Raw genomic sequence first — 6,324 nt, 5'->3', positions numbered from 1 at the left:
CCTCGTGGCTTGCTTGAGCCGGATGCGGGGAAAGCTCGCACGTCCGGTTCTGAGGGGGCCGGGGACCAGCAATGGTCTCCGGCTACCCGACCACAACACTGAGACTGAGTTCTTGAGCTGGCCCGTGAGCGGTTGAGTTGGCCTGTGTGAGCGTCGGGTGGCCCGCGGCTCAGCGCACGGGGTCTTGGACGTCCTCCGCTGAGACGTTGCGCTTCAGGCACAGACACGCGGAGGGCATTACGGCATCGCCCTGATGGAGGCCCCGGCGGCAGCCAGGGCGTCACGGACAGCCGGTCCAGCAGACGTGCGGGCAGAACTGCCGCTAACGGCCTCTACCAGGTCAGAGGAAATGCCCACTGGCGAGGTAGGGCGCCGGAACTGGCATGCCGCGGACGGCGATGTAGCCCTCCTGGCCGATGTCGAGACGGGCGGCCAGACCCACATCGACCGCCCACTCATTGGGGGCGGTGATGCAGTTGACCAGGGTCCTTCCCTGTGACGAGGCCAGGGCCTCCCACAACAGTCTCTGCGCGGTTTCCGGGTGCGCGGCAGCCAGCAGCGATGCCTGTCCTCGGTCATCGATGTAGACGTATCCCGGCCTGGCCCGGTCTGCGGACACGACCAGCCGGAGGGTGTTGAGCATGTAACCGTGGTCGGGGCCGTGGCCCGCGACACGCAGATCCCGGTCCAGCCGGTCCATCCACTCGAAGTCGTCGGACCGGCCCTCCCGCAAGCCGTCGACTGCGGGGAGGGTAGACCGGTCGACGGTACCGACCATCCTCATCTGCGGGTGGAGCGAGAATCCCGCCAGCCGGTATCGGCGGGTCGCCCCGGGGTGGACGCTGGAGGAGAAGATGCCGGGGCGCCCGTCGGCGTGGGCGAGCGCGGCGTCCATCAGGCGCTTGCCGATGCCCCGACCCTGATGGCCAGGCAGCACGCCGTAGGTAGCAAGAAACCAAAGACGGCCGCGGTTCTGCGAGATGGCGAACCCGACTGCACTTTCGGTACCTGCATCCGCCTCCATCGCGACCCAGCATCCTCCTGGGTCGGCGTTCAGGAAGAAGCGCATCCGGTCGATCCACTGTTTCGAGGTGACCGCCGGACGTGGCTCGACTTCCGGGTCGCTGACCCGCCTGGTGGCCCGCTCCGCCTCGAAGAACGTCACCGCCGAAGCCCGTTCGGCCGACGGGAGATCGTTCTCTTGCATCGGCCTGACCTGCACAGAGTCCATCACTTCAGCGTAAGGAAGAGTCAGACCATGCCGCACCCGGTTTTCCGGCTGCCCGCCAGTCATCACGCACAACCCACCAACTCAAGCGCAACGTCTCATCCGCTGTGCGCTCGAAGCCGCCGGTGAAGAGGTAGTAGCGGAAGGCGCCGGGGTAGCTGGTGCCCCGTCTCACGCTCAGCAGTCGAACACCGACCAGCAGATGTCGTTCCGCAATCGCTGATCGTCAAGTACGAGCTCACGGATCGCTTCCGGAAGCTGGTCACGCTGCCACTGGCACTCAAGTCGCCCAGCTGCTTCGCCCTCGTCTTCCTGCGCGGCAGCACGTGCAGCCTTGATCGCATAGGCAGCCGCACCCAGCTCGTGGGCGGCGACGTGCGCGACGACCCCGGCCTGGCCGGCGGCGTATGCGGCATGCCGTGCTGCGCCACGCAGGTCACGGGCAGCGCCCATCGCATGGCCTCCCGCCGCGCGAGCTTGCATCATCTTGACCTCGCCACGCACCCAGGCGCGGGCATGCTCGATCGCTTGACGCGGTCGTGGATCCTCGGGCCGAACCGACTCGAAGAGGTCCAGGACGTGCTCCGCGCACGATGCCGCCCACAGGGCGAGGAGATGATGATCCGTGTCAGTGAGCGTCCCGCCGCGGCGGATCGTCACGAAACGAGGGTCCCGGACCTTCGGGAGGATCATGACTGGTACTCCTTCTGCTGGTATCCGCTCCACGCCCGAGGGCGCGCACCCACGACCGGCTGACGCAGCTTCTGACAAAGGGCAACGCATCTTATGTAACCGCGCCGTTGGCGAGCGGGTCCCCAGCATCGATCTCCTTGGCCAGTTTGCCTGCGTACTCGGTGAGGAGCTGGCGCAGGGCGGCGTAGTGCGGACCCGGGTCGTGGCGGCCGGCGAGTTGGTGCCAGGTGGTGGGACGGCGCGCTGCCCATGCCTGGCGGATCTGTTCGGGCTGGGCCTGTTCGAGAGGCCGGGGAGCGAAGAGGTGCTCGCCAGCGGTGACGCGCGTCCAGATGAAGATGGAGGCGACCTGGCGCTTCCGGTCGTCGAGGACGGGACGCTTCCCGGAGATTTCGGGGAGGTCGGAGGTCAGCTTCCTCCATGTCTCCTCCGGGAGTACCCAGTCGCTCAGGATGTCGCGGCGCCGCTGGTAGTCGGGAAGCTGATCGGCGATCTCGTGCAGATGTGTGCCGAGTTCGACCACGGCGAGGCGGAAGTCGATCGGGGCGTCCTTGGCTCCTGTCCAGAAGGCGTCGTCGTTGACATCGTCGCGGACCGAGCCTTCGGGGATGCCCAGAATGTGTGTGGCTTCACGGAGGGTGCACTGTGCGGCCCGGCAGACGAGGTGGGCGGCGGCGGTGCGGCGGACGCGCCGTTCATCGACGGGGAACCTGGTGGGTCGGATGAAGCGCTCGTACCAGTCCTGCTCCAGGAACGCGGGGATCTGGTGCGGGGCGAAGCCCATGCCCGAGCCGCGGAAGGGGGCAATGCGGCGGCCGATGATTCCGGGATATGCGCTGATCAGGGATCGCATGATGTCCCGCATTCGGGTTGAGCAGGTGCGTTCGTGGTGCGCGAAGAACCGCGCCCAGGACGTGCGGCTCTCCCGGGTGTGGAAAGCGGCGTCGAAAAGGCCGGTGATCCGCTGTTGGACGTTGTCGGCGAACAGCAGCTCATCAGCGATGCCGATCAGTGCGCCGAAGACCACGGCGTCCCGCGGAGCCTTGTCCAGGGACTTCACGTGGTGGCCACGGAGCTTGCCCGGATGGTTCTCCTTGTTCGCCTGGAAGTACGCGTTCACAGGGTCGACGAGGTCGGAGTCGAGCAGGTGCCGGGACTGTGGCCAGGCGGCCGCGATGAAGCCGGTGACCAGCCGCAGGTCGGTCAAGCTCTCGGCGGTGAGGGCCTGGGGCAGGTTCGGGTCGAGTTCGTCCAGGAGGTCGCGCTGGACATCGAGGAGCCTGGGGCTGGGCCGGATGGGGTTGCCGGCGAGCTCGATCCGGGCGCCGCAGGGCCTGCCGTGCATGCCGCGTCCGGAATCGGGGGCGGGGAAGCGGCACTGGGTGGGGTGCAGGTGACGGGCTCCGGGCCGGATCACCAGGGGGTCGGCGAGACGCCGGTCGGGGCGATGGCAGGTGGGGCACTGGTGCTGCAGGAAGCATTCGTGCTCGGGGCAGGCGAAGACGACCGCCAGGTGCCATTCCTTCTTCCAAGGACCGCCGTGGGCCTGCTGGATGGGCGAGCCGTCCCCGGCCAGGCACTTCGGGCAGAAGCGGGAAAAGCCGGTGAACAGCCAGCCGTCGATGCGGCGGCGTCCGGTGCCGGGGGCCTGCTCCAGACTGCGGGCCAGGGGCGGGTAGTGGTCGCGCAGCCCGCGCAGCGTGCGCGCGTCCGCTTCCTCGTGGGTCAGACGGGTCGCGTCGGCGAAGGCGGCGAGGTCGTCCGGGGGCGGATCGATGAGCAGATGGTGGCGCAGGTGAAAGAGGCTGTCCCTGCCCGCGGGCAGCAGTCCGGTGCGTCGGGCCAGATCGGCGGGTGAGAGGTCGAGCCGGTGGGCGAGTCGTAGCAGGTAGCCGGGCAACCCCTCCCCGGGCAGCGGGTCGAGACTGCGCGGAAGAGGCGGCGGCATCCGTCGCGTCCTTCAGCTTCCTGTGGCCGCTGCGGGGCCCTGGTCATCCAGGACGGTGTTGCGGGGACGCCGACCGCTGGCCTTCCTCGCAGGACGCCTCGGGGCGGGGATGTCGGGGATCTCCCCGGTGGTGCGATCGCGCCCTGGAGGGCCGGGGGTGATGGCAATGTTGTTCAGCAGCGGTTCGGTCAGGCACTCGGTGCCGGAGTCGATGGCTTCCCGGCAGCCGTCTTCGAGGAGGCGTTCCAGCAGGCCGACCACGCCGTCCGTGCGCTCGAAGAGGTACTCGGGCATGACGCCTTCGGTGAGCATGCCTGGCTCGGCTTTTATGAGGCGGAGCTGGGACTCGACGCCGGCGAGATGGTCGGTCCAGGCCGTGATCTCCTCGTCGGTGTCGTAGTGGAAGCGGTCAAGTTCGACCAGGTCGAAGCGCCGCTCGGTCTGCGTCGGCTCCGCGCCGTTCACCGCGTGCCGGGAGGGAGGGAAGTGGACCTGGCCGCTGCCCGGGTCGTGGCGGCCCTCCCGCAGCAGTCCGGAGCGCGGGATGTCGACGCCGACCAGGACGAGGGTGACGTGCATGTTCATGAACGCGCGAATCAGGTCGAGAGTGTCCTGATCATCGGCACGGTGCATGCGAAGTCTCGTGATGTCGTCCAGCAGCAGGGCCTTGGTGCCGTTTTCGTGCAGGGTCAGGGCGACCTGGCGGATCAGGTCGGGCAGGTCCATCCGCGAACTGAGCGGGGCGCCATAGAAGTTGAGGATCGCCTTGCACAGGCTCTTGGGTTTCGCGGTCACCGGCGTCTGCACGTAGGCGACGGGGACATGCAGGTCACGGGTGCCGGAAACGGCCTCGGGGTTGAGGTAGCGGTGCAGTTGGAGCCAGCCCTCTTCGAAGGCGGCCAGGCACTCGCAGGCCGTCTCGGTCTTGCCCTGGTAACCGCCGCCGGTGACCATCACACCCGACAGCGTGGTCGGCTTCCGCTTGGCCGCGTTGCTCGTGATGCGTCCGCGCAGCAGCTTGGTGACGGCCAGGCTCATCGGGGTCTGCAGCAGCGGCAGGTTGGCATGGGTGACCGCGCGGTGCAGATCACGCAGCGACTTGTCCTTCGGACTCAGCAGACGCCACTGGGCCAGGCTCAGCCGCGGCGCCGGAGTGAAGTCGCCTCGGGTGGCCACCCACTGCCGCCAGCCCGCGACCGTGTCCCGCATGGGCGGCGAGCCGGGCATGAGAAACCCGGGCGGCTCCGGCCCGCTCATGCGGGCCCCGCCTTCGGCGGGTCGTCGTCCTGATCGCCGGACACCAAGAAGAAGTTTCGCTCCCGCAGGGCCTCGCCGAGAAGGGGCGGCGGCGTCGGCGGACGCGTGGAGAGGGCCGCCTCACGCCTGCGCTGCCTGTCCGTGGTCACCGCCCGGCGGGTGGAGGCAGCCAGTTCGGCGGGCCGGGCCGGCTCGGAAAGCGCGGCGAACGGGGCAGGCGGCCGGTCCGTGGCGGCCTCGTGGGCTCTGGCCAGCTCGCGGGCCCGTTCGGTCTTCTGCTGGGCCGTCAGCTGGGTGGGCCACTCGGTCACTGGTGTCCGCGCGGCCAGGAGTTTCAGCAACACCGGCAGCAGTTCACCCTCACCTTGCGGCTTGAGCCCGGTGCGGGCCGCCTCAGCGAGGACTTCGTGTACGCGTGTGTCGCTGAAGGCCGGGACGTCGTCTCCGGGCGGCAGGCCGTTCCAGTCCAGGGCATGCCAGCATCCGGGCTGCGAAGGGTTCTCGAAGAAAACCTGACGGCAGTCGCGCGGGTCGCGCCGCACGACCCATTTGCCCGCGTGCCGGCCACTGCGGTTCGAGCGCTGGCCGCGGTAGGGGTCGAGCACCGGGTCGGTGCCGCCGTACCAAAGTCCGCCGATCTTCATCCCGCGCCTGCGGTCGATCTTCCCGAAGTGGGCGGGCAGCAACTCGTAGTACAACTCCGGCTCGGGCATCTCTAAGCTGATTCCGTCGCGGGCCGCCGCCGCGGCGAACAGCGTGTTCGGACTGTGCCGCCCACCCGGATCCCAGGCAGGCGCGCACTGCTCCAGCCTGCGGTTTTGCCACACCGAGACAATCCACGTCGCCAGCAGATGCTCCATCTGCGACAGCGTCCAGACCGCGTCGCCCTCCGGATCGACGCCCCGATCGGCGACATCGACGCCCCGATAGCCGAGCAGCAGTTTCAGCAGCAGCGACTGGACCCCGGCGAACGCGCGCTCGCAGGCAGCCTTGTCGGTCGGCCGCATCGCGCGGGCCGGCAGCAGGTCGATCCCCAGCCGGCGGGCGACGGAGACGATGTGATGGTTCTTGTAGACGCTGCCGTGATCGCTGGTCACAGTCTCCGGGGCGAAGAACGGCAGTCCCGCCACCTTGTGCCCGGCGAACTCGGCGACCAGCGCGGCCGGGACGCCCGGGTAGGGCCACTCCATCTCCTCGC

The 6,324-nt window shown here is 68.8% G+C and carries 5 protein-coding genes; all 5 read right to left on the bottom strand.

Going from position 1 to position 6,324, the window contains the following annotated elements:
- Positions 1–340: 340 nt before the first annotated feature.
- Positions 341–1,231 (bottom strand): GNAT family N-acetyltransferase, encoded by an 891-nt coding sequence (locus FHS42_RS13230; RefSeq protein ID WP_246494620.1) that lies wholly within the window; start codon positions 1,229–1,231, stop codon positions 341–343.
- Positions 1,232–1,405: 174 nt separating this feature from the next.
- Positions 1,406–1,921: a putative immunity protein gene (locus FHS42_RS13225; protein WP_184572353.1), complete on the bottom strand. Its 516-nt coding sequence runs from the start codon at positions 1,919–1,921 to the stop codon at positions 1,406–1,408.
- A 91-nt stretch (positions 1,922–2,012) separates the two neighbouring features.
- Complete coding sequence (locus tag FHS42_RS13220) at positions 2,013–3,869, bottom strand: TniQ family protein (protein ID WP_184572352.1); 1,857 nt, start codon at positions 3,867–3,869, stop codon at positions 2,013–2,015.
- A gap of 12 nt (positions 3,870–3,881) precedes the next feature.
- A complete protein-coding gene (locus FHS42_RS13215) occupies positions 3,882–5,126 on the bottom strand; it encodes a TniB family NTP-binding protein (protein ID WP_184572350.1) in 1,245 nt (414 codons plus the stop codon).
- Entirely contained in the window at positions 5,123–6,316 is a 1,194-nt protein-coding gene (locus tag FHS42_RS13210) for a DDE-type integrase/transposase/recombinase (protein ID WP_184572349.1), read from the bottom strand. The genes FHS42_RS13215 and FHS42_RS13210 overlap by 4 nt, the downstream gene beginning before the upstream one ends.
- Positions 6,317–6,324: the final 8 nt, after the last annotated feature.

Source organism: Streptomyces zagrosensis (assembly GCF_014203645.1).
Taxonomy (GTDB): Bacteria; Actinomycetota; Actinomycetes; order Streptomycetales; family Streptomycetaceae; genus Streptomyces; species Streptomyces zagrosensis.
This window is presented reverse-complemented; position numbering and strand designations above follow the sequence as displayed.

Coding starts and splice junctions, on each gene's coding strand:
- FHS42_RS13230 (WP_246494620.1), bottom strand. CDS start 1,231: ATGGACTCTGTGCAGGTCAGGCCGATGCAAGAGAACGATCTCCCGTCG.
- FHS42_RS13225 (WP_184572353.1), bottom strand. CDS start 1,921: ATGATCCTCCCGAAGGTCCGGGACCCTCGTTTCGTGACGATCCGCCGC.
- FHS42_RS13220 (WP_184572352.1), bottom strand. CDS start 3,869: ATGCCGCCGCCTCTTCCGCGCAGTCTCGACCCGCTGCCCGGGGAGGGG.
- FHS42_RS13215 (WP_184572350.1), bottom strand. CDS start 5,126: ATGAGCGGGCCGGAGCCGCCCGGGTTTCTCATGCCCGGCTCGCCGCCC.
- FHS42_RS13210 (WP_184572349.1), bottom strand. CDS start 6,316: ATGGAGTGGCCCTACCCGGGCGTCCCGGCCGCGCTGGTCGCCGAGTTC.